Raw genomic sequence first — 26,136 nt, 5'->3', positions numbered from 1 at the left:
TTAAATATCTTCCTGCCCTCTTGCTAAAACAAAATAATTTCTCTTTTAATTTAGTTAACTCTTACTGCCACTGTTTTTTTTTGCTTGAAGTTTTTAATTCCTTCATCAAGGAATTCAACAAATTTACCTGCATCCAAATCATAGGCTCTTGGTGCAGCAATATCTTCACCATCCGAATTAAGCAAACAATAGTAAGGCTGAGCATTAATATTATAATTTGAAATTTGGAAATCGGCATTTTTCTTTCCTAAAGTCTTCTTCTTTTTACCATCATAACTGGAAACAATCCATTCTTCTTTAGGCAATTCTGTTTTATCATCAACATACATTGCAATTACCACATAGTCTTCACGCAAACGCTTCAATACTTGTGGATCTGACCATACATTGGCTTCCATTTCCCGGCAGTTAACACAACCGTGACCTGTGAAATCCATAAATACAGGTTTGTTTTGCTTTTTAGCCGCAGCCATTCCTTCCTTGTAATCGAAATATCCGTTTAAGCCATGAGGTAAATGTAAAAAGTCTGAATACATAGCGGTATGGGCTTCCTGATGAACTGCACCGCTATTACCTGCATTATTTCGTACAATCTTATTAATATCAAAATCCTGAGTTGCTTGTGGTGGAATGTACCCTGAAAGAGCTTTTAAAGGAGCTCCAAACATTCCTGGAATCATATAAACTACAAACGAAAAGGTCACAACTGCCAACAGCAGACGAGGAACACTAACAAATTTCAATTCACTGTCATGAGAGAATTTGAGTTTACCCAATAAATACAATCCCAATAAGGCAAATACAACTATCCAAACAGCAAGGTAAATTTCACGATCTAAAATTCCCCAATGGTAAGTTTGATCAGCAATGCTTAAGAATTTAAGACCTAAAGCCAGCTCAATAAATCCCAAAACAACTTTTACTGAGTTTAACCATCCACCGGACTTCGGCATTTTATTCAACCATCCCGGGAAAATGGCAAACAATGTAAATGGCATCGCAAATGCTGTAGAAAATCCTAACATTCCAACAATTGGCATTAATACTTCTCCTCCTGCCGATGCAACTAAAATGGCACCTACAATAGGTCCTGTGCATGAGAACGAAACCAAAACCAAAGTAAATGCCATAAAGAAAGCACCCAATAATCCACCTTTATCTTCGTTTGATACAGACTTATTCACCATCCAGCTTGGCATGGTAATTTCAAACATTCCAAAGAAGGATGCGGCAAACACCATGAAAATTAAAAAGAAGAAAACATTAGGAACCCAATGTGTTGAAAGGAAGTTGGCAAAACCCGGTCCCATAACAACGGCAAGCAACGTACCAATAAAAGTATATATCGCAATAATAGAAAACCCATAGAAGAAAGCCTGCATTCTACCTTTGGCCTTGTTTTCACTGCTGTGCATAAAAAAACTGACCGTCATGGGAATCATAGGGAACACACAGGGAGTAAAAATTGCGGCTAAACCACCTAAAAAGGCAAAAATAAATACTGCCCAAAGTCCTTTCTTATCTTTTGATTCTTTTAACGGTGCCGATGCTTCAGCTTTCACTTTTTGCGCAACAGTTACAGCTCCGTATTTAACCTGCAAATCAAAATTATCATCCCCCATTACACATTGCCCTGTAGCATCGGAACAAGTCTGGTATTCAAAGGTTCCTTTTACATGCAAGGGCAATTCCTTCACCAAAATACTTTGGCGCATCTCAGCTTCCTTTTCGAAATAGCTTACTTCACCACCCCATATTTCATCGTAGTGTTTATGAGCATTTATTGGTTTTACTTCACCAATTCTTTCGTAACTGGAATTTTCTGTAAAATCAAATTTAATTAATACCGGCCCCAACTCAGGGTCGAAATCGTTTGAGTATACATGCCAGGTTTTATCAATCGCAGCCTTAAAAACAACATCCAGCTGATCACCTACCTTAACCTCTTTATTCGAAAACTCAACATTCCATTTGGCAGGCTGTAGTACTTGTCCAAATGAAAATCCGCTAAACATTACCACTAAAATGGCAAGAAATGTAAATTTCAATTTCATTTTTTAATCTTTTTATTAATTGGATCCTACCTCAGAAGTATGACCCAATGTAATTGAGTTGCTTTAGTTTATTTGATTCTTCTTTTAATTCTGTATTGTTACTGTAAAGACAACCAAAACATATAATAGGGTGAAAGCCTGAATGAAAAAATTTGCTAATATTTGTTAATTACTAAGCTATTACAAGACATTCGATTATCATCTTCACAATTATTTTGTTTATTTAATTCAATGTAATTACACTGATAATCTACATGAATCAAAAATGCTTTCAATCTAGATTAGATAAAAATAACAATTCACTAAAAGTGTACATTTTTAGTACTATTTTTTTATCAAATCGTAATAAAAAGGTATGTTTTGGTTCGTTTTTAATTAAATATGCTTGTGTTTTTCTTGTGAAACTAATTTCTTCCTGATTTTAAAATGATCATCTCAGTCTTTACCAATTAAATAAATTAATTTTCTAATGGATATTGGATACGATATCCAAACTTATGTACAAATGAAAAAGCCACCTGAGGGGTGGCTTTAAATTCAGAATTTAATCGATATGCTAATTAATTAAACTCCTGTAAAGTATTGGTGTGATTAAAATTTTAATAATAGTTCTATTTTAATTAGCAGGATATGTAATATCAAACTCATCATCTCCCATTACACACTGCCCACTTTTATCTGAACAGGTTTGATATTCGAAGGTTCCAACAATTTTTAATGGCAGGCTTTTTATTTTGATTTGTTGACGCATTTCAGCTGTATTCTCAAAATAACTTACTTCACCTTCCCATATTTTGTCATAATGCTTTTTGGCATTTATTGGCTTCACATTTCCAATTCTCTCATAGCTTGCGTTCTTTTCAAAATCAAACTCAATTAAAATTGGCCCCAATTCCGGATCAAAATCGTTTGAATACAAATGCCAGGTCTTGTCAATAGTTGCTTTAAACACAATATCAATAACTTCTCCAGCTTTAAATTCCTTTTTTGACAATTCTACCTTCCATTTTGATGGAGTTAAAATTTGTCCGAACGAAATGCTGCTTAGCACTATGAGTAAGAGTGCTGCAAGTGTAATTTTTCTATTCATTTTGGTCTATTTAGTTGTAATTTATATTTTCAGCCAACTTTTTAAGCCTTCTTCTTACTTTAAAGACAATATAAAGTGTAAATAGGGTGAATTTGCAGGCATAAAAAAATTTCCTATTTGACAATCGATTACATGTTGTCTGCATGAGCATCCAGAAAAGTATTGATGTTCTCTAAAGCTTTAACTTTATCACCAAAATCACCGTAACATGATGATGAAACTCTCAGCATCATGTTACAAGGCAAATTATTCCATTCTTATCAACTCGTATGTTAGAAATTAATCTTTTGCCCGCTTTTCATCATGTCCAATAACTCTTCCATATATTCCCGATCACTCTCTTCAGCAAGCAAAACCACTTTTTGCATATATTTTACCGCCTCCTCATTTCTTCCAAGTACATATAGTATATTTGCATAAGTTGCCAGTGAAGAAATATCTGTCTCGTTTTGTTTCAAAGCAATTTCACTCCATTCAAGCGCTTTTTCCAAAGAATTCTTATCATTACAGGAAGTAAGTATAGTCCAAACATAACCATTGATATCTTCACCTAAAGATTTTTTACTTACTATCTGCATCCACTGTTCTACTTCCTTCACAAAATAGTTCCATTCCTTATGTTCGCCAAAATAGATGATCCTGGCCTTTGTTACCAAAACATCACTATATTCAGGATACTTAGAATTTATTGATTCTCTTATTTTATTCCAATCCGGGGAGGATTGATTATTAATCAATGGCAAAACCTCTCTATAAAAAATAGTCCCCTCCACAAGAGACCTCGATATCTTCCTTCCTTCTACCGAATCGATGGATGCTCCGTATTGGCGGAATATTTCAAAACCCTTATCGCTCACATTATGAGTAAATCTTATCATAAAATCGATATTCTCCTTTGTAAGAAGATCTTTAACTTTCGATTTTGAGATAAACTCATTGGCACATTGCTGCCCCATGTCTCCTTCTCCGTTTTTTGTATCACCATTATGCGAAAAAGCTATTGCCATACTTCTCAACAAAGAAAGATCAGGATCCAATGTACTCTCAAACTTCTTTTTTAAGCTGATATATTGAGTGGAAGAATCGAGTGCTGCTTTAGCGTATTCAATAAACTCATTTGGCTCAGATGGAGCACCCACATAGCGATGAATAAGTTCCCCTGCCGGGGTGAAATATAAAAACGTAGGGTAATTTACCACCTGACCAATCTTGGCAATTGTATCAACATCAGAATACCATGCCTTAACATCTTCCTTATCATGCGGGGTTTTATCCATCTGTACTTTAACATTAATAAAGTTTTGATTAAAAAACTGCCCGACTTCCTCCAACGGAAAAATTTTTGTACTTACCATTTTGCATGGGCCACACCAGGTTGTAAAACAATCTACAAATATATACTTATTTTCAGCCTTTGCTTTTGCTTTTACTTCTGTCCATTTAAGACCATGTACAAACTGAACTCCCTTTTGCTGAGCCATTATACAACAGGAAATGGAAACTAAAAAAAACAGAACAATTGTCCTTCTCTTCATCTTCATTGTTTTAGAATATTATTTTGCCATCTCAGCTGCCATTTTTTCTAATTCCGCCTCTGTAGGGAAAATTCCTTTATCCAAAGAGTCGGAAAACATTTTTAATACATTGATGCCAGTTTCCGGAAGGTTCTCCTTAACCGCTAATTCAAGAGATCTCTTCACCATTGTTTTTGCATACTCCTTTTCGTTATTCGCCCAAAACATTTGAGTGACTAAAGCCAGATATCCGAAATCCAATTGATTTTCCTTCAAAAATTTTGAGGCAACATTGTAAATGGCATCGTCAACAATCTTTACCATTGGAGTTACTGGGTAGTAAGCGGCTACAACAAAGGTAGTTTTCAGAAGATCACTATCAGTAGTGCTGTTTGAAACCCGATTGATAAATGCAACAAGTCCTTTATAATCTTTTTTAGCAACATAAGCCTCATATCCAGATGCGATGATATCTCCTGCAGCAGAAGTATTCTCCAATAAGGCTCTGTCAAAATCAATATTTACGTACTTTATTAATTGATCAAACTGCTCCTCTTCCATAAGTATACTATATAGCTGAAACAGCACAGGCGGTAAGAATTTTTCCTGACGCCTTTTTTCAAAATATGCAAGAGCCTCGTCAGATTTTCCGCTTCTTTTAAGCGCTGCAGACTTATAGATTAATGCGAGTTCATTATCAGGCTCTTCAAGCAGTATTTCATCCGTTGCAACTAATGCTTCGTCATATTTCTTATCATCAAATATCAAGTTTCTTATTCTTACGATCTTGCTTCCGGAACTAAGTTCCTTAAGTTTTTCTTCCGAAAATTCTTTATTTATAAGCAAATCAATTGCTCCATCTGTTAATCCATTAGGGTGAGGCATCCAAATTACTCGATTGTTCTGAATTACAATTGTAATTGGAATCGAATTAATTCCTGCAGGCTTCAGCCATTTCTTAGAAAAATCACTCTCTGTTCCTCCACTATAAGCAACACGGTACGACATTTCATCCCCTTTACCGGCAACAAACTTTTTTACTCTGGCTAAATTGTTTTCGAATACATTTTGCCCGACAATAACAATTTTATCTTCGTATTTTTTGTGAAGCTCATTTAAATGCGGTATAGCTCCTTTACACGGGCCACACCAAGTAGCCCAACATTCAATAATGTAGATCTTATCTTTATCAAATTTAGTAATTGAATCCCCTTTAATCCATTGTACCTCCGGATAATCGTACACTTCGGTACCAATAGTGAAGGTGATTTGGCTGGTGTCTTGTTCGGTTTGTGCAAGACCGTTATGAGTAAAAAAGAATAAACTCAATATGAAGCCAAGCTGTAATTTTATACTTGATTTTTTAAACATTATGCTGATTATTAAACATTTTTAGCTGTTCTCAATTAGAAACCGTTGATAAACCTTTAAAATATTTATCAACGATATCCTAATTATTTCAACTAACTATCCCATTATTATGCTAATTATTGTACCCTGGATTTTGCGTAAGCTTAGTATTAATTTTTATCTGACTTTCGGGTATCGGATACAATATGGCAGTAGAAATCCAAGTCGGTTTGCTTTCGGACAATACATCATCAGCCCTTGTTTTATTCGTTGGATCAACGATACTCGGAGTCCGTTTTAAATCCAGCCATCGATGTCCCCATTCTCCAAAAAATTCAAGATTCCGTTCTTTTTCAATGGCAAGAAACATTGCTGATTGAGTGGAAGCATCTGTATTTTCAAGCCCTGCACGGTTTCGGATCGTATTTAAATCAGTTTCTGCACTATTTGCTCCGGTAATACGATTCAAATGAGCTCTGGCTTCGGCACGAATTAAGTATTGTTCCGCCAAACGCATAACAATATCGTATTCATTGCCCGTGCCGGATTTTACTTTGTATTTGGATATTGTACCGAATTCCTGACCATTAACAGTTACTTGTTTTATCCACATGCTCTTTCTTAAATCATCTTCACTAAATGAATTAAACAAGTTATCGGTTAAATAAAAAGATGGCATGGATTGCTCGGATACAGGAACATACATTTCTCCAAATTTTGAAACACCGGTTGTGTTGGCAATTTGTAAAATGGTCTCTTTACAAGAATTCACAAATGTTTCATCCAATGCTGACAGTTCATAAGCGGAATTACTTATCACCAGACCTGACTCTGCCTCTGCTTTTACCCAATCTTCCTGATAAAGATAAACCCTGGCAAGTAAGGCACTAACGCCTGATTGATTAACTCTTACTCTATCACCTAAAGAGGGATCATCCATTCCTAGTAATTCTTTCGCATCTGTAAGATCTGTAATAATCTGATCGTAAACATCTGAAGTTGCTGTTCTTGGCAACGAAGCGTTTTCAATTACATCAGTACCCAACGGCATAGGAACATCTCCAAACATATTTACCAGGTAAAAATATGAAAATGCCCGCCAAAATTTAGCTTCTCCCAACAATTGGCTCTTAACAGAAGAAGATGGCATTTTGGATTGATTCAATCCATTAATTGCATAATTAGCCTGTAATATTGCATTATAGGTAGTCCCCCAAAGATAATAAGATGTATAATAGTTATTAGTAGGTATAGCATTACTAACGAATGAACCATAACCATTTGTATACGGCAATACCCCATCGGCACTGCACTCCATACAGCCAACATAATATTCATCATAAGTGCTTAATTCCGCATATAATCCCAAAATAGCACTGGTGGCAGACGCTTCATTTTCAAAAGCTTCCTCTACCCCAACCTGCATTTCCGGTGCACCTATGTCAACAAAATCATCACAGGAACTGAGCAACAATAAGGTCATCGAAAAGGTGGAAACAGAAATACATTTTAAGGTGTTTATAATATATTTTCTCATGGTTTTTCTAATTAAAATGAACAATTAAGACCTAAAACAAATGTTCTTAATGGTGGCATGGTACCTATCCCCATTCCGCTGGTTTCAGGATCAAAAACATATTTGTTTTTTGTAAGTGTAAATAAATTCTGGCCTTGAAAATATATTCTGGCCGAAGATATTTTCAACTTATCAATCCATTGATTTGGCAAGTTGTATGCGATATTTATTGATTTGAATCTTACAAACGATGCATCACCATAGTTTGCATTAGAATATGAATAATAGCTGTAACTATCATAAATAGCTGTATCGTAATTTGCTGAAGCTCCTGCGAAACGAGTATTTTCATCTCCAGGAGATCTCCATCGATTCAATACTGAAGTATTTTGGTTGGACATATTTCCTAATACAGACTCATATTGATATTCACTTATGTTATTGGTCTGTCCTTTTCTGTGTGAAAACTGAATCAAAAAATCCAAAGACCAGTTTTTATAAGTAAAAGTATTACTTAGTCCACCATAAAAAGGATTACCAATTGGAGCATATTCATAATCAGGCTCTCCATCATTGTCCTTATCTGTATACAAAACCTCACCTGTTGAAGAATCAACACCGGCATACTGATAATATTTACTGGCATTAATAGGTTTCCCAATCTCATACTGACTACTAAAATTACTCTCTTCGAGCCCTGGAAAAGAAACTAACTTATTCTTAGGGAATGAAATATTAAAATTGGTAGACCATTTAAAATCCTCACTATCTATATTTGTAGAAGACAGATCAAACTCCAGCCCCGTATTTTGAACTACAGCATCCAGATTTTGCATGGAATAATTAAAGCCTGACTGCGAAGCTGTTTTTACATTCACAATCTGATTGCTTGATCGATTCATATAATAATTAGCAGCAAGAAACAGTCTGTCTTTAAAAAAACCTAAATCTAAAGCCATCTCAAACTTGCGTGTTGTTTCCCATTGTATGTTTGGATTTGATAATGTCTTCAAATTAAGACTTGCTGAATTGTTATAAGTCGTTCCAATATCGTACAGCGCTAAATAGATATAGTTGTCTATTTGATCATTTCCTGTTACACCATAACTGGTTCTCAATTTTCCGAAACTTAAAAACGGTAACCCTTCCTTAATAAATTGTTCACTGCTAAATAACCAGGCCACACCGGCAGAACCAAAATTTCCGAATCGATTATTGTCGCCAAATTTCGATGAACCGTCTCTGCGGTAATTCACATTCAAAATATATTTCTGCTTAAAATTGTAGGTAAGCCTACCAAATAAAGATGCAAAACTATACTCTGAACTATCCTCATACATAGAAGAAATAAGGCCTGCTCCCGATATTGCACCCAGTAGGGCATCACTGCTATAATTGGAACCTTCCAAAGAACTGCCACTGGTAATATTACGTTGCAGCGAAGCTCCCAAAAGGGTATTTAAAGTCCAATTGCTCCCAGTAATCAAATAATTACCAGTAGGTTCAATAATATAATTTGTCATCTTACTATTGGCAAACATCGCAAAACTAGTCATGCCATATGAAGGATTAAAAGATGAAACTGGATATTTACTTTTTTGTTCTAATGTAGTTTGTGTGTAACCCAAATTTACCTTTAAATTCAATTTATCAATTGGACTATAACTAAGCGTTGAATTACCCATCAAATTGTTAGTAATCCCTTTATAGGTTTGCTGTAAGTTAGCGATTGGATTTTCCTGATAATAATCCCAGAATAAGCTTCCATCCTCATTATACACTGGATAATTAGGAGGTAAACTATAAAAACATGTTAAATCGTTAGCGTACATATCAGTTTTATCGTTTGAAAACGCGCCTGAAAATGTAGCTTTAAACTTCCCGTTCTTCGAGCCATAATCAAGATTCATTCTTGCACCAGCCTTAGTAGACCCTTGATTTCCCGGGAAAACAGTTCCTTCATTTCTAAAGTTGGCATTCACCAAAAACTTTACCATTTCGCTGCCTCCATGCAGGGTAGCCTGCACATCGGTTGTGTGAGCAGTTCCTCCGATAAGTAATTTTTGCCAATTGGTATAAGCTTTTGGATCGTAAGTCATCAAATCCGGTGCATTATATTCATCTGGTTCAACTCCGTCATTCTGGAATGCCTCCCTTCGCATACTAAGATATTCATCCGTATTCATCATAGGAATAAAATGACCTACTTTCCCTGCTCCTGTGTAAACGTTCACATCCAGTTTTGCCTTTCCTGTTTCTCCTCTTTTTGTGGTAATCAAAACAACACCATTGGATGCTCTGGCACCGTATATTGCGGTAGCATCCGCATCTTTTAATATATCAATCCGCTCAATATCCATGGGGTTTATCACACTAAAAGGGCTTATTCCTCCATTAGCTCCTCCAATTCCATAACTGTTAAGATTCTCGTTGGAAAAAGCGACACCATCTATTACGTATAATGGCTCAGTACCTGATGAAAGGGAACTTTTCCCTCTGATTTGTAATGAAGTACTACTACCTGGCAAGCCATTGCTTTGTTGAATTACTACACCTGAAACCCGTCCTGATAATGCATTCATAGGATTGGCTACAGGCTGACTGGTTAATTTGTCCGATTTAACCGAACTTACCGAGCCGGTATTTAATCGTATCGAAGAAGTACCATATGCTATAACCTGCACCTCGTCAAACACCTGACTTTCGGCAATCATTACAACATTCACCACAGATCTTTGTGAAATTTTTACCTCCTGTTTTTGCATCCCTACAAACGAAAAAATCAAACCATGATTATCATCTACTTCTATGGAATAATTTCCATCAACGTCGGTAGATGTACCAATCATGGTTCCTTTAACAACAACTGATACTCCTGGCAGAGGAATACCATGTGTATCCATAACACGGCCATGAATTTCCTTTTTTTCTTGTTGAATTGGCTTAGGTGCAACAATTGGTTTCTGCTTAACGATTACTACTTTATCGACAATTTCGTAGCTTAAGTTCGTATTCAGAAAACAGTTATCGAGAATCTCTTCAACAGTAGCCCCTCTTTGGTCAATATCTAGATTTTTAACTGTTTCTACATCTTCTAAATCATACACAAAAGTAAAATCACTATTGTTTCTGATCTCTTTAAACACTTCGACCAATGATTGATTGGTCATGTTCAAATCAAGTTTTGTATTTTGCGAATAGACACTTGCAGACACCTGCATGACATTCAACACTATTAGCATCAGGGTAATTTTCATTGCTAATAAAGGTTTGTAGAGTTTCTTACGGCAAAAACTCCGGGTTTCACATTTTTTCATAAATTTGCATTTAGGGTTAATAATTTAATTCCGTGCGGGAATTGGGTTACTACTCAGCGAGCAAAAGTTAGTGAGATAACTTTTGCTCTTTTTTTTATTTTAATTTTTAACAGTTACTACATTCTCTTTTATCTCGAAATTTACTTTGTTTGTTCTCGTCAACATATTCAGCACATCCTCAATTTCTTCGTACCTTTTCACTTCAACAGAAAAGCGTTTCATCTTTATTGTTTGGTTCATGTAGAATACCTTTATTCCATACCATCTTTCCAATTTTTGCATTATTGTTCCCAAGTCAGCTTCTTCAAAGTAGAACACTCCATCTTTCCATAATGCGTAATTTTTAGCAACTACATTTTTCACTGCAAACTGTTCTCCCCCGTCCGAAATAAAAGCTTGCTGATCTGGCTTAATAGTGACACTTTCCTGTCCTTTGCTTAACTTTACACTTCCACGAACCAGTGTGGTCACCACCGATTTCTGATCATTGTATGCTTCTACATTAAATTCGGTCCCCAAAACCTCAATTTCAACATTCTTAACATCCACAATAAATGGCTTGTTTTTATTGTGCGCCACATCGAAAAACACCTCCCCTGAAATCCAGACTTTTCTCTTATTTTGGTTAAACTGAACAGGAAACTTAATTTCCGACTCGGAATTCAGCATTACTTTAGTTCCATCTGAAAGTGTCAATTGATACTCACCCCCAACCGGAACCTTAACCGTATTATAAATTGTTTGCAATGCAACGTCTTCATTTGCGGCATAAGATAACTTTCCATTTAAATTACTAATGAAGGTTCCGTCTTTTTCCACAATGCTGTCATTACTTTTATTCTCTAACTGCAGCGTTTCTCCATTATAGAGCTGCAATACAGCTTTTGAAGATCCTGGCTCTATGGTCGAAGCAGCCACTTCAGATTCATATTTTAAATCTTTCGTTGAAACATGATAAAGTGTCCCAACCAATACGCCAATTACCAAAACAGCGGCAATCCTCAATCCCCATTCTTTCAAACGAATGGTTTTTTGCTGGGGTTTAATTTTATCTTTTACCCTACCAAAAGCCAACTTCACATTCAGATTTGCTGCGTAATTGTTTCTTTCAATTCTGTTTTCTCCCCTTTTAATAATTGCGTATAGTTCTTTATTTGCCTTCGATTCGGACTTCCACGCCTCAAGTTTTTTCACTTCTTCAGCAGATAGTTCATCAATAATCTCTTTCGAGATCAATTGAGCAATTTGATATTCACAGTGCAATTCTTTCATGTTTAAGGTTTCATTTCTAATTATAAAACAATCGGGGTTTAAAAGTAGATGAATGGGATTAAAAAAATATTAACTATATCTCATTCAAATACCATTGAGCCTAATGGTTGCATTAATACAGTTTAAAAAATGGATAGAGAATTATTTACCCTACAGAACGTAGAAAAGATAAACAAACATCTGTTGCAGAAGCTATAAATCTGAATTTCAAACTGACAAATTAAAAATCTACTTCGGGAGAATAAATTAAATTTCCCCGAGTAAAAGAAGAAGAATAAAGAAGTAGTGTTTTAATTTGACTCTAAGAGTTTTCATCGAATTGTATTTCAGCGTTTTTACAGTATTAACCGATACGCCAAGGCGTTCGGCAATTTCATGATTTCGCATCCCTTGCAAGCTTAGATTCATAACAACAGCACTCTTACGAGGCAAATCATCGATAGCCTGCTGCAAAATCCTGTATGTTTCTTCTTCTACAATACGGTTATTGAAATAATAATAATCTTCTTTGTCAAGACTTTCTGTAAATTTACTGCCCAGCTTATCTCTTTTCAAATAGTTAAGACTCAAATTTTTAACCATCACGTACAAAAATGATTTAACAGAGGTAATATTTTCGTATCGGTCACGGGCATTCCACAATTTAACAAAAGCTTCCTGAGCTATATCTTCAGCCATTCCATCGTCCTTCACATATTCGCGGGCCAGCACACACATCGAAGGATACAACTGATTAAATAATACTTCGAATGCTTTGGAATCTCCCGATTTTATTTTTTGAAATTGGCTTTTTGTGGTCATGGATTGTGGGTATGGGCTGTGGTTAAGATTTTTCAAAAGTAAAAATAGAAATGGTATTTTCAAAATTGAAGACTGCCTGTATATCGCTTAAAAGCAACAAATAAAATGGGTTTACAAAGACAGTAATAATCAAAAAACACACTTGTATAGTTAAATAAGAATTAATCATTATAAATTGCCGGCATAGATTTCATGTTTCCTGTAAATCTTAGCTGTAAGTACTTCAAAAAACAGCTAAAAACACAGAGATGATAAGGCTTAGATAATTTCATGAAAAATTTACCGTCACATGCTTCATTCAATAGATCGCTGAATATCAGACATGAAGTATTGGATTGATTTACAGCACGCTTAATTTTCAAATTTTTCGCCGAAACATTCATTACGCAAATCACTCTAAAAACTGAGAACGTGAAAAACTTTATCGACAGTAAGACTTAATTGGAAACTTGATGGCTTCAACAGGTAATGATTGCACTGGAGCAGCAGATTCCAAGCTACATTCCGAAAGGTTGCAGAGTATAATAGTACACGAACAAGAGACGGAGACCAGATTAGTCTCCACTTTTAAACTTTCGGATGATATCTTGTTCGTGATTTTCCATATTCAGGCTGTAATACCGACTTCTGGAAAACTAAAAATATAAACAACATGATAGGTTGAAAATCCGAATCAAAATCGTTTGAATACAATTGATTTCTTTTTAAACCTATACATTCCTTTGTTCAGAACTTCAAAATAAGAATTAAGCTTGATAGAATACAATTCAAAAAAGAGAGGGTGTCCGCTATTCCGGACACCCTCAACACACTCAACATTTTCAATCGAAAAATCTGTATAGCATATTTACTATAAGCCGGCACCTTGACAATTTAAGGCATATCACAAATAATTTACTACTTAATTATTTTACCGAAAATAATATCCAACGACTCCGGATCATGCCCAACGTGACGAATTGTTCCACTTTTATCAACTAAAATAAAAGTAGGCACACTCATTAAATGATACGCTTTTTCGAGTTGATCCACAGTTAAGGAATCTCTAAGCAATTGCCGCCATTCCATGTTCTCTTTTTCTAATGCTTTCCGCCACTGTTTTTCATCCTTATCAATAGAAAGACTTACAAATTTCACCTTACTATTGTATTTAGAATGCAACTGTTTTACAGAGGGAACTGCTGCAAGACATGGCATGCACCACGAAGCCCACACATCAACAAATAAAAACTTTTCCTCCTCCATAAAATTAGATAGTTTTAACTTTTCACCTTTTCCAGTTAAAACATCAATATCCTGAAAAGGAGTTCCTGTTGTATATGGCGCCATTTCATTCAGCTTCTTTTTAATTTCAGCTACCCGAATTGAATCTCCTTCTACCGCACCCACAACTTTTTTCCATGTTGCTAAATCTTCCTTTGAGAAGCTGTATTCTGCATCTAAAAATTTACTCATTATGAATAGAGAAACAGAACCTCCATTTTGTTTGATAAAAGATTTGTAAGCAGCAAGAAGTGTCTGGTGAGAATTGTGTAAATCATTGTACAGATCTTCCTTGGTAACTTCACTCTTTTCATCCCATGAATAATATCGCATACTCTTCTCAGAATAATCAATTTCATAAGGACGCAACTGATTGCGAAATGCTGTAAACATTTCCTCTCCTTTTCCTCCGTCAACAGTTACATTCGCCTCCTTGTACAGTGGCGAAGATAGATATACATACGAAAGGGGAATACTATCCAAATGAGCAGCTTTGTACTGCATTTTAACATTTTCCACCCATAAGGAAGTAGTTGTTTCGAATTGTTTTTCATAAGATGCATCCTCTGGAATCAACGCCCGGTTAGTTATAACCAACTTAGCAGCCACAGGTTCCTGCACACTCCCCTGTAAAACAAAAGATTCATTTTCAACAGTATCAATTGCCATCAGAGTATTATTCCCATCCTCATCATTAACCAATTCAACAATTAAACCATTGTACATTCCCGGTATTTTTGCTGTTATCTCAAATTCCTTCTTTGAGTCTTTGCATGCCTGTAAAGAAGATATAACCAACCCTAAAATGAAAATCGTAAATCTGTTCACCTTATTATTTTTCATAAATTCTATTTAATTTTTCCTCCAACATCCGACCTGTTTTGTTTTCTATTTTCATTGTTTCTGAAGATTCTCCCCAAACTAAATGCAGGGATTTCATAAGCACATCGTATAATTCTTCATCAACAGGATACGATAGAATTTTGTTAAACTCTCTTTCGTAAGCAATTTTGTCATTCAAAAACTGCGACTCAGAAAGATCTCCCAATGCCAAATAAAAATCGCGATTGGGAATTGCTGTATTTTTAAGCATTTTTCTAAATAATGGAATTTCATTTTTCAATTCAGCCCCATAATTTTCTTCCGGAGTTATCATTCCTGTTAAGTAATTATAAAAATGAGACCACAATGCAGCCATTCTCACATAGGCAATACTCTTTTGATCCATCATGGGAGTAATCTCCTTGTAGTGCTGCAGATAGTAAGCAAAACGAGCACTGTTCCAATCGACATAATCAATACACTTATACAAGTGTAAATATTCACTGCTTACTCTTTCCTTTTCAGTTAAATTCTCAAAAAGCTGATTTGCCACTTCTGAGACCTCTTTTTTTGAATTTGCTTCTTTTAAAACAATAATATAATCTACTATCTGCTTTTTACTCAGTTTTCCCTGTTTGTAATTCTGCTCTAAATAATCCAATGAAGTCTCTTTAGTAAGGCCTCGTTTGACCATATTTATAAAGATAGATAGTGTATCAGCCCCAACCACTTTATGTTGAATTTCTCCATTGGGACGAATGATTAAAAACGTTGGATAAGCTGTAATTTCTTTTTTGTATTTCTCATCCAAAGTTTTTCCTTCTTTTTCCATATCAAATTCCAGAAAAACAAAATGTTTGTTAAAAAAAAGACCGGCTTCAGCAGATTTAAATTGCTTTTTCATCCATTTACAAGGACCACACCATGCAGTGTATGCGTCTATAAGAACCAGTTTTTTTTGCTGTTCTGCTTTCACCAAAGCTTCTTTAAATGGTATTGACTCAATCTTCACCCCTTCTTGTGAAAATAGAAGAGATGAACAAAACAACAAAATCACCAATAAAATATTCTTCATAATTATTTTTTTAAATTTTCAAATAGATTTCTATTCATATACTACTATTCCGTACGATCTCAACACTTTTATCAGCTCTTCCATCTTTTCGATACAAGCAGGGGAGTCGGCATATTTTGCTCTGAATTCCTCTTCACTCATTGCAAAAACCTCCTCCAAATAGGCTTTCAAATCATATTCTGCACTATTAAAAGGCACCCCCCATTCTTCCGCATAAGTCATTAATAATCCCACGGAGGTATATGGCTCCGGAATATTCCACGAGTAAATATCGTAGTACTCATTACTGTAATTGTAAAACTTTTCAAATTTTACTGCGGGAATTTTACCTATCTGTGCAATAATTATATTTTTTAATAGATCCGAGGCCAACAATTTTCTCTCGTCTTCATTTAAAATACTTACATCACCCAGAGCAACAGCAGTACCCTGCAAGCCGTTATAGAAATCAGTTAATTCCGGTTCAAGATAAGATCCATAGTCGTTTTTGCTTACTAACATGCTATTGGTTAGAAGAAATGAAAACGGATGCATTTCCTTTGGAATTTTGGGAAGAATTTCCTCTTTGACGAAATCAGATGCGAACTTTTGAAGTTCGATATCATCATAGTAGTTGAACTCAAATTTATCTCCTGAAGACGAACTGGTCATTGCATAGCCAGGATTAAAAATCTCATTCACAACTACTGATTCCCCGGACAATGAAGTAACAGTATAGGTAGTTAAGGTATCATTAAAGAGAAGGTAAACTCCGGTTGTATTAAAAAAATCTCTCCTAAGTAAAGATTCTTCGTCCATGGCTCCCTTGGCAGGTGCAAAAATATTCTCCTGAGGATAGTCTGTTTCCAGGTAGGTTACGTCTTCACTACACGACGAATTACATAAAATCAGACAAAACAAAATTATATATATATTTTTCATATCAATCGTATTATAAACTTTCATTAAAACCGTCTCTAGCATCTCTACTATTGTCTTTCATTCCTTTGTTGTACTCTAGTTCGAACTGAGGAATAGGCAAGGTATAAGCTGGGTCGCCGGGAGCCAAAACAAATGATCTTTTCGCTGAAGGAATATAACTATACGTATTTGGATCCAACTCAAAATAAGTATATGATGCCTTCAATGTTTTTGTGTTTGGATACTCCAATACAACATTATATCGACGTAAATCAAACCAACGATGCCCTTCAAGACACAGCTCTCTGCGACGCTCATCCCGGATAAAATAAATTAATTCATCATGCGTAAGATTATTCACTTTTGAATCATCATACAAATCACTGGCAAAGCGATTGCTTCTTAAGTCATTCAAAGCTTGTTTTGCCGTATTGTCATCATTCAAAAAAGCGGCAGATTCAGCCAAATTTAAGTAAGCCTCTGAAGTTCTGAGAATAAAATTATCCGATAAGTCCTTGGTCTCAAATCTGTTTCCATTCATCTTCTTCAGATATATTAGTCCCCCGTCCTTTACTACATAAAACGTTGTTCTTAAATCTCCTGCTTCGTAGGAATTGTAAAGATCATTTGATACCTGAAAATCATTGGAAGAAAGAGAGGTGCTAACAGCGATATTTTCAGGAATTGAAGCAGATCCCATTGAAAAAATCAACTCTGGACAGGACGGATTCAAAAATTCTTCGTCGGTAAATGTATTTAGATTTTGAAGAGAACTTTTTGCATCCAATACTTTTTGAGCATAAATCTTAGCATTCTCATAATCCTGCATATACAAATAAACTCTACTTAATAGTAAACGAACACCATTTACATCAACTCGATACAGCGATTTATGCTCAATACCTTCCAATGCTTTTTCTGCATCCAATAGATTCTCAACAATAAACTGATATACTGTTGCAACTGTACTTCGTGTATAGATAATATCTTCGATGTAAGGTGTCGTTTTTAATGGCACTGCCAATGCAGTTTCAGCAAAAGATGGATTGTAGGGGTCTCCAAAAAGATTTGCCAATACAAAGTAATAGGCTCCGCGTAAAAATAAACTCTCCCCTTTTATTCTGCTGATATTCTGAATATCATTATCTGTCGTTCCATTGTAATCATTAATCGATGAAATAATAACATTCAAAGAATTGATATGATTGTATAACGCATTCCAATCCGCCGAATCGTCCCAGCTGTCGCCCCCATCGGGATTTCGTACTGCTTTTTGCTGCCAGGTATAATATCCGAATAATGTAAAACACGAAGCTTCAGAAAGGTAGTCAATACCATCAGTATATTGCTCCGTCTCATCAGCCATAAAGTGCAAATAAGGATAGTAAACACCATCCCTGGTACCCCACTGATACGTTTGTATATCAGTACGTGTCATGTATGCATTGCCCAGCAACAACTCATCAAGATCATTGTACCCGGTAACATAAGCTTGATCCTGTGAGTATTCTTCCAGAAAGTTTGAACAAGAGGCTAAAGCAAACAGGAAGTATATAATTAAATATTTTTTCATAATCATAAAGTATTAGAATGAAACACTAAGACTAAAAGTAAATGCAGGACGTTCTGATAGTTGAATATCAGTAAATCCACTTTGCGTTGGTGTTTGGCCTTTTAATTTATTTGAACAAAGAATAAATGGATTGGAAACCAAAAATGAAGTTTCCAGTCTGGATAGTGCCCAGTTCGTAATCATCGATTTGGGAAACGAATACGTTAAGGATAGACTTGAACACTTCAAATAATCAGCGCTCACTACCCGTAAATCACTATAATCATACATTTCCCACAAACTTGTAGCAATAGCAGGAACCTGCTCTGATGCATATTGAGACCAGTGGTAAGAATAATTAAAATAAGAATCGGAATTAGGGCTTATAACAGCAGGAATATTTGTCACGTTTTCATCACCCGGGTGCTGCCACCTGTTAAGCATTTCCCGATTGATATTGTACTCTGGCCGAATATCTGATCCTGTTTGATTGTACAAACGGAAAAGACGGGTCTTTGCCCCTAAACTATAGGCAAAATTAGCATTCAATCTCAAATTCTTATACTCCAGTGTAGTATTAAAACCTCCTGTTACGATAGGCTCTCTGCGTCCGCTTGATTTCATCACCCTCATGTACACATCATAATTATCAATCCCATACAAAGTTTCTTTCTTATCCTGCAAATCATTAAACATCGGACCCCCATCATTTGGGTTTAAACCAATAAACTCATAAGAATAAAAGGAACTTACCGATTTCCCTTTTACCGTTGCAGTTCCTTTTAAAAAATCTGTATAATCGTATTGCTCTGCAGAAGGAAGTGTATTCACTTTATTATCCATGTAGGAACCTGAAGCAGATAAGTACCATTTAAAATTTTCAGTCTTTACAGGTATCGCAGTAATTGAAAGATCGTACCCCGAATTTATAATTTCGCCCCCATTCACTACAGTTGTACTGAAGCCATTTATACCAGATATCTTCTTTTGCATATAGGCATCCTTTGTTTCTTTATGATAATAAGAACTACTTACCATTAGCCTGCGGTTAAACATCGAAAACTCCAAACCTAGATTAAACGAACCCGTACGCTCCCATTTTAAATTCTCGTTAGGGAATATCGAAATATTCGATACATATTCATTGTAATGCGTATCATATGGTTGTTTTGAAATAACCATTTCCGGTGATTGTCCACTCAACATATTTCCCTGATAGCCATACGAACTTTTCAAAAGTAACTCATCAAAAATTCCTGTAAAGCTTTTCAGATGCTCATTCAAATTGTATGAAAAAGAAGCCGACCATACAGGCAAAAGATTGTCGTTACTTTTGCTTCCAAATTTATTTGACCCATCGTAACGCATATTACCATTCACGGTAAACAAATTTTTATAACTATAGGAAACACTCGAATAGAAGGAAAGTACATTAGAAAGATTATCACTTACCACAGGTAAATTCTCACTTTGCCAATTTGCATAGGCAGGATATAAAGCCGGAGAAACTACAGCAAACTGCATTCCTCTCTCAGGATAATAGCCCCTTGTTGTATTGTCATACCCTTTATACCTGTCAGAATTCATCTCGAAACCCAAGGTAGCATTCACATTATGCTGTTCTGATTCCCCCCAATACTTATTTGCATTAGCCTGTAAACGTGCAGTATAAGAACTGTTCCGGGTTTGATTCATAGTGTATTCACCTCCAAATGGCAATTGACTCGACTCTGTATCTATTTTATCACCTAGGTCAGCTCTACGCAATACAGATGCATGAAAAGTAGACTCGCCCCAATAAGAATTGATATCAGTATTGGATTGTGTATATGAAAAAATTCCATTAAATGACAACCAATCTTTAGGAGAAAAATTCATATTGATACGATAGGTAGAGTTATTACTTTCCTGTTTACAGCCACTGTTGGCTAATTCATTTAATATATTATACTTATAATACCCGAAACCATCATTAACAAGATAATTGTCTTCCGGCGCTATTAATCTGCTTGTATTGTAGGCATAATTAACAGGAGAAATTTCATCTTGATAATACGTACGCTTTCCTTTGTTTCCATTAAAAGCAAATGAGGTAGAAAAAACAGGAGAAAATCTCACATCTAAATTTAGAATAGCTGTATAACGTTTACTCGTGTTGCCTTTAATAACATCGTTATTGTTCGAGTATCCAAAAGAAGAATAGTAACGAATATTATCTGTTCCACCTGTAACACTAACAGTATTGTCTGACGAGAATGAATCTTCAGTCAATTCTTTAAACCAGTCGGTATTTGTATTCTTTAGCGAAGAGACCTTTTCGTTAAATTCATTATAATCGATTTCTCCCGAATACAGACTTCGTAACGCACCTTCGTAACCTACCCAGGAAACCGTATTTGAATAGCCATAATTATCATTTAAGAGCTCACGGGAAAAGTTTACTCTTTCCTTGCCAGTCATTAAATTAATATTGCGGTTCGAATAACGAGGTCGTAATTTATAACTATTATTAGTATTGAAGGAAACAACAGGTTTTCCTGCATGTCCCTTTTTAGTGGAAATTACAATTACACCATTGGCCGCTTTTGTTCCATATAAAGCCGTAGCCGAAGCATCTTTTAAAACATCTATCCTTTCAATATCCTGTGGATTCAAGCCTGAAATAGCATTTCCGATACGATTCACGTAATCCGGGTCATTCAACTCTTCAGGAGAAATTTTCACCGGATCAGAAACAACAATACCATCAATAACCCACAATGGTTCACGATTCCCAATCAAGGTAGAAGTACCTCTGATTCGTATTTTTGGTACAGCTCCAACCTCTCCTGAATTTGTACTTACAGCCATACCTGAAATATGTCCCTCAAGCATTTTATCAATAGTATTACCTCCTGTCACCAAAATATCTTCTGCTTTAACAGAAGCAACTGCACTTGTCAATTTTCTACGATCGATCACTTGATATCCTGTTACAACAACTTCATCCAAATTTGCTGTATCATATTTCAAAACTATTTTTAAATCGGTCTGTCCATTATAAGTGATCTCTTGCTGCAACATTCCAACAAAGGAAAATAACAGTACCGCATTTTCATTTTCAAAAGAAATAAAGTAATCACCATTTGCATCAGTTGCTGTACCATTTGTAGTTCCTTTAACAACAACAGAAACTCCAGGCAAAGGAACTCCATTTTCGTCAGCAACTTTACCTTTAATCTCTTTCTTTTTTTGTTCTGCTTCGGTAACTGGTTGTTGTGTTCTGTAGCTTATAATTACTACATCTCCATCTGCAGTATAAGTAAATGGTAATTCTTGAAATAAATTATTCAAGCACTCCTCCAATGTTGCAGATTCCAAATCAACCGATACTTGGTAACCTTCTACATCATCGTAAGAAAATACAAAATCGTAATCTGTCAATTCTTCAATTCTCTCCAAAGCCTCGGAGAGTTCTACCTCATCCAATTTTAAATTCGAAATGATCATTTGAGAATTTACCCGCGCATAGGTCGTTAGTAAACTCATCAATAAAATCATTTTTAACACAGCAAGTCTCATAAGCCACTGTCGGGTTTTTGCCCTATCCCAATATGGAATAAGGTGGGTTAGATTTTTTTTCATAAATTTGTGATGAAGATTAAACAATAGTTCATCCCTCCAAGGATGAACAGTTAATTTGAGGGATAGCTCCAACTATCCCTTTTTTACTTCTAAATCCCCTGAAGGAGACTTCAACATTATATCATTTTTAGGTGTTATCGATTAACATCGGAAACCACAATTACATTTCCTTTCAATTTCATACTTATCCTGCCGGTCTGCTCCAACCTGCTGACAATTTCTGCAAAATCCTCATTCCGGTCAGCCCGCATTCTAAAAGCGTAATCTTTCACAACCGGATTTTGATAAAAAACTTTAAAATCGTACCAACGTTCCAACTTTGTAAGTATATCTTCCAACCGTTCTTTTTCAAAATAAAAATACCCGTCTCTCCAAGCAGTATATTTTCTCACATCAACTTGTGAAACATGAATTTGATCTCCTCCAATTTTCAAGTTGGCATTATCGCCTGGTATCAATTGCACCTTACCTGAGATTTGTTTTGAATTGAGCACAATACTTCCCTCAACCAATGTAATATTTAGTTCCTCGCTGGGATAAGCACTCACATTAAACTCTGTCCCCAAGACACGCGTAGTTGTACTCTTTGTCTTTACTAAAAAAGGTTTGTCGGGATTTTTTTCAACAGCAAAGTATGCTTCACCAAGCAATTCCACTTCTCTTGTTTCGCCGGTAAACTTCACAGGATAACGAAGTTCTGATTCTGAATTTAACCAAACCTTTGTTCCATCCGATAAAACCAATTGATATTCTCCCAGGCGAGGCACTTTCAAAGTATTGTACATATCAGCCAACTTGCTTTCGTTACTCTCTCCTGCAAAACCTGCATACTGAACTACATGGTTTGAATCGGTGTGAATTTGCACTCCTTCCTTTTCGGAGATGATTCTGTCAATCCCCTCGTCTAAACGATACTCATTCCCACCGGACGTAATTAATAAAGCTTTGCTGTTTCCTTTTTCGATTTGTACAAACTGATTCTCAGCCTGATCCATTCGTCCGACAATTTTATCAAATTGAAAAATGAATGCACAGGATAATAAGACAGCAACACTTGCTGCTATCATCCAGCCTCTTTTTCTTCTTTGCTGCTCTTTCAATTTGTAATTTAGCTTTTGCCACTCCAAACCAATATTTGGAGCATCAATCTGCTCTAATTTCTGACCAGATTCTTTGTATTGCCGCAACTCTTTGTACAAATCGAGCATTTGTTGGTTGCTCTCGTATTTTTGAAAGAAGCCAGACCCATATTTTTGAGGATTTTTCAGTATTTGAAAAACCTCCTCCAATTGATCATGATTATATGATTTTTTCATCTTTCTTGTAATATTATCAGATTTGAGACATTTAGAATATCCTCGTCTTACAAAAACAACACAAGGAAAAAATAAAATGGGTGAATTCTTTTTTATTTTTTCTTCGAAATATGAAGAAAAAACAATAATAAATCGCGGTCCAGATCGTGACGCAATTTTTTTAGGGAATTGGTTACATGTGTTTTTACGGTATTCACAGAGATATTTAATTCTTCAGCAGTTTCCTTATAGCTTAAATTTTCGATAAAGCATTTTTTAAATACGCTTCGGCCTTGTGGGGGTAATTCCTCAATGGCTTTCCTAATTTCATCCAGTACAGAATCATAATCCTGATATTCGTCTTCACCATATCCGGAACTGTGTAAAGTTCTGCTGATGTATTTTTTCTCCACTTCTTGTCGTTTCAGGTAATTTAAAGATCTATTCCTAACCATACTGTATAGAAAGGATTTTAATGAATAAGAAATATCCAATTGGTTGCGCTTGTTCCAAACTTCCTCAAAACAATCGTTCACGATATCTTTCGCAACTTCGGAGTTGTTCAAAAAACTTTGGGCATGATAATACAAACTGTTATAGTGTTCCTTAAACAATTCTTCTAAAATGGTTGTATTTATGAGTAGTTTAGCCAATCTTTCAATATTCTATTTGAAATTAATTCACCCTAATGACGCTCCTAATTTACTACTTCAAGTAATAAACTCACGCAAATTAGAAAATAGGTGAAGTAAATTTTCATTTTTTAAAATTTTCAACACTCTTTTTTGATTAAGCGTTTTATGCAAATGACAAACGATTTTTTAACATTTGATTCGAAGAAATAATAAAAACAAAAAGCTGCCCCATAGGGCAGCTTGTTTAAAAATTGGAAAACACAATCCCGAAAAGTGTGCAATAGCTACTCTTTGCCGAAGGTTTTTTATTTACTCATAAATACAGGAAATATCGACATTGAATAATTAACTGAAGGCATAGAAAAAATAAGTACCGTGAGTGGTGCCGATATCCGGACCGTACTACTATCTCTCTTCCGTAAAAGAAAAAGAGCAGCCACACAAATGCGACTGCTCAAATAATATTTCAAATTTAAAACCTACTTTTTAAAAACCTAATGAAAAGGTACAGTTTTGAGATACTCTAATTTTAACCCTATGTTATTCTAAAATGCCCCAACGTTTTTCAAAAAAACTATTTTATTTCACTCAACAGATATTGAACATATTCTCTTGTTGAGATAGTACCATAATCACTTTTTCCTTCTACCTTTTTTAAGTAATCATTCCCAATTTTTTTAGCTCGATTAATATCTCCTGCAATAACATAAGCATAAAACTCAGGATAGCAGAATTGATCAGGTTCCATCATTTTTTTCTTAAATTCATTAGCCCAATCAATTACTAAATCAGGATTATTAAACTTCGAAAACTTTTCTTCTCCAACACCATACAATTCCCAAACCAACTCATTGCGCAGATAGTTATTGGGTTTTGAAAATTCCTGCAGGTACTCTTTTGCAGATGTTTCGAATGATAAAAAATCAGATTTGTTTAAATAATACTTCCATTCTGCTCTTTTCATAAATAAGCCCAACTCATCGAATCCAATTTGCTTGTATTTAAGAACAATCTCTTTATATTTCTCTGTTCCAAAGTTCGACTGCAATTCATAATCAATTTCCTGGTCAATAGCTCCTTCAATTTTAAAATCATATGCTACTTTCTGATAGTCTTTTCGATGACGAACTACAAAGGCAAACACATCACCGTCTGTATCCAATCTCACATCTGATATCATTTCAAAAGTTAAGCTATCCAGCTTTTGTTTTTCGGGCAGGCCTTTAAAATATTCCTCAAATTCACCTTTAGAGTTTTTATCAAAAGCAAAATAGTTCATAGCTACCGGCAAAGAGCGATCGCCATTGTTCCATTTTACTATACTTGAACCTACTCTCTTATCCTCATCGAAGACTTTTTTTGCTTCTGTCAATAATTTATCAACATCATGAAAACCAACCGCCAAATGCAGTAATTCCCCTTCGCCATCAACCCACATTAGTGTTGGATAGGCTGTCACATGATATCGATCAGCAATTTCCTTATTATCAGCTTCCTTTTTATCAGTCTGCAACTTAAAACTCACAAATGATTTATTAAAATAATCTCCTACTGCTTTTTGAGGAAACACTTCTTTGGATAGCTTTTTACATGGGCCGCACCATGATGTAAAAACATCTATAAACATTGGTTTATTTTCCGCTTTTGCTTTTGCCAAAGCCTCCGTGAAGGTGCCGTGTTCAAAGTTTATTCCTTGTGAGAATACATTACCGCAAAATAACATTGCAGCAATAATTACAAATAAATTTTTCATTATTTTTTAATTAATAAAGGTTTTATCTTAAGATTATTCCTTACAGGTTATTATAAAATTTTCTTTATAGAATTCTAAACATTGATCTATAGATTAAATCCGTCATTTCAATTCAGTTTTCTTTTTGACAAAATAGCTGATAGATAAAATTGAAAATGCCAACATAGGTTAGAAATATCGATAAATGAACGGATACATCTAAAATGAACGATTTCTCTTTAAGAAATTCATCTAACACAAATTTATTTACAGAAGCTAAAATATTAGTTACAGCAACCAGCAGTAAAAAAAAGCTGTTTTTTT

16 protein-coding genes are annotated in these 26,136 nt (G+C 35.2%); all 16 read right to left on the bottom strand.

The annotated features are described in order from the left end of the window. Positions 1-50: 50 nt before the first annotated feature. On the bottom strand, positions 51-2,054 hold the full coding sequence (locus QUH73_RS01430; RefSeq protein ID WP_289528685.1) for a protein-disulfide reductase DsbD family protein: 2,004 nt from the start codon (positions 2,052-2,054) through the stop codon (positions 51-53). Positions 2,055-2,670: 616 nt separating this feature from the next. Next, positions 2,671-3,144, bottom strand: a complete 474-nt coding sequence (locus QUH73_RS01425; protein WP_289528684.1) for a protein-disulfide reductase DsbD domain-containing protein — start codon at positions 3,142-3,144, stop codon at positions 2,671-2,673. A 272-nt stretch (positions 3,145-3,416) separates the two neighbouring features. Beyond that, positions 3,417-4,679, bottom strand: a complete 1,263-nt coding sequence (locus QUH73_RS01420) for a DUF255 domain-containing protein (protein WP_289528683.1) — start codon at positions 4,677-4,679, stop codon at positions 3,417-3,419. A gap of 18 nt (positions 4,680-4,697) precedes the next feature. Beyond that, positions 4,698-6,029 carry a thioredoxin domain-containing protein gene (locus QUH73_RS01415; RefSeq protein ID WP_289528682.1) on the bottom strand — a complete coding sequence of 444 codons (1,332 nt, stop codon included), beginning with the start codon at positions 6,027-6,029 and terminating at the stop codon, positions 4,698-4,700. A gap of 112 nt (positions 6,030-6,141) precedes the next feature. Next, positions 6,142-7,545, bottom strand: coding sequence for a RagB/SusD family nutrient uptake outer membrane protein (locus QUH73_RS01410; protein ID WP_289528681.1), 1,404 nt, complete (start codon positions 7,543-7,545; stop codon positions 6,142-6,144). A gap of 11 nt (positions 7,546-7,556) precedes the next feature. Further along, positions 7,557-10,781 carry a TonB-dependent receptor gene (locus QUH73_RS01405; protein ID WP_289528680.1) on the bottom strand — a complete coding sequence of 1,075 codons (3,225 nt, stop codon included), beginning with the start codon at positions 10,779-10,781 and terminating at the stop codon, positions 7,557-7,559. A gap of 159 nt (positions 10,782-10,940) precedes the next feature. After that, positions 10,941-12,113, bottom strand: a complete 1,173-nt coding sequence (locus tag QUH73_RS01400) for a FecR family protein (RefSeq protein WP_289528679.1) — start codon at positions 12,111-12,113, stop codon at positions 10,941-10,943. 246 nt (positions 12,114-12,359) lie between these two features. Continuing rightward, positions 12,360-12,914: an RNA polymerase sigma-70 factor gene (locus QUH73_RS01395; protein WP_289528678.1), complete on the bottom strand. Its 555-nt coding sequence runs from the start codon at positions 12,912-12,914 to the stop codon at positions 12,360-12,362. Positions 12,915-13,811: 897 nt separating this feature from the next. Further along, positions 13,812-15,020 carry a TlpA family protein disulfide reductase gene (locus QUH73_RS01390; protein ID WP_289528677.1) on the bottom strand — a complete coding sequence of 403 codons (1,209 nt, stop codon included), beginning with the start codon at positions 15,018-15,020 and terminating at the stop codon, positions 13,812-13,814. Then, positions 15,010-16,074: a thioredoxin family protein gene (locus tag QUH73_RS01385; protein ID WP_289528676.1), complete on the bottom strand. Its 1,065-nt coding sequence runs from the start codon at positions 16,072-16,074 to the stop codon at positions 15,010-15,012. Before QUH73_RS01385 ends, QUH73_RS01390 begins: the two co-directional genes overlap by 11 nt. 30 nt (positions 16,075-16,104) lie before the next feature. Continuing rightward, the gene (locus QUH73_RS01380) at positions 16,105-16,995 is read right to left on the bottom strand and encodes a hypothetical protein (protein WP_289528675.1); all 891 of its coding nucleotides are present in this window, start codon (positions 16,993-16,995) and stop codon (positions 16,105-16,107) included. 10 nt (positions 16,996-17,005) lie between these two features. Next, a complete protein-coding gene (locus QUH73_RS01375; protein WP_289528674.1) occupies positions 17,006-18,547 on the bottom strand; it encodes a RagB/SusD family nutrient uptake outer membrane protein in 1,542 nt (513 codons plus the stop codon). A 12-nt stretch (positions 18,548-18,559) separates the two neighbouring features. Then, positions 18,560-22,054 carry a SusC/RagA family TonB-linked outer membrane protein gene (locus tag QUH73_RS01370; RefSeq protein WP_289528673.1) on the bottom strand — a complete coding sequence of 1,165 codons (3,495 nt, stop codon included), beginning with the start codon at positions 22,052-22,054 and terminating at the stop codon, positions 18,560-18,562. 230 nt (positions 22,055-22,284) lie between these two features. Then, positions 22,285-23,466 (bottom strand): FecR family protein, encoded by a 1,182-nt coding sequence (locus tag QUH73_RS01365; protein ID WP_289528672.1) that lies wholly within the window; start codon positions 23,464-23,466, stop codon positions 22,285-22,287. A 92-nt stretch (positions 23,467-23,558) separates the two neighbouring features. Beyond that, on the bottom strand, positions 23,559-24,098 hold the full coding sequence (locus QUH73_RS01360; protein ID WP_289528671.1) for an RNA polymerase sigma-70 factor: 540 nt from the start codon (positions 24,096-24,098) through the stop codon (positions 23,559-23,561). A gap of 556 nt (positions 24,099-24,654) precedes the next feature. After that, entirely contained in the window at positions 24,655-25,833 is a 1,179-nt protein-coding gene (locus QUH73_RS01355; RefSeq protein ID WP_289528669.1) for a thioredoxin family protein, read from the bottom strand. Positions 25,834-26,136: the final 303 nt, after the last annotated feature.

It is taken from the genome of Labilibaculum sp. K2S (assembly GCF_030372765.1).
Lineage (GTDB): Bacteria > Bacteroidota > Bacteroidia > Bacteroidales > Marinifilaceae > Labilibaculum.
The sequence above is the reverse complement of the archived record's forward strand: the minus strand, read 5'-3'. Positions and strand labels throughout refer to the sequence as shown.